Annotated in this window: 1 pseudogene; it reads right to left on the reverse strand. The window is 54.9% G+C overall.

The features are described from left to right. A pseudogene (locus QP415_RS12300) lies at positions 1 to 253 on the reverse strand (hypothetical protein); the annotation flags it as partial.

Consider the following 253-nt stretch of genomic DNA (forward strand, 5'->3'; position numbering starts at 1 on the left):
TGTCTGCCTGCCCCTCTGTGTCACAGTCGGCATCGGCTAGAATCTGCGCCATAATACGACCACGGATAGCGAGTGGAGCTAGTTCACCATTGTCCCAGACAGCGTGGGTCGCCCCATCAAGAATCTCTCTCAAGTCATCTTCTTGGCACTCAGCTCCGTCGGTATCAAGCGTGATATCGAAAGTCACCAGCGCCGGTTTCCCGAAACCTTCCCCCACGTTCACCGACACATCGAAGTGAATGTCTTTCCCGCA

The organism is Pauljensenia sp. UMB3104, from assembly GCF_030217285.1.
Classification (GTDB): Bacteria; Actinomycetota; Actinomycetes; order Actinomycetales; family Actinomycetaceae; genus Pauljensenia.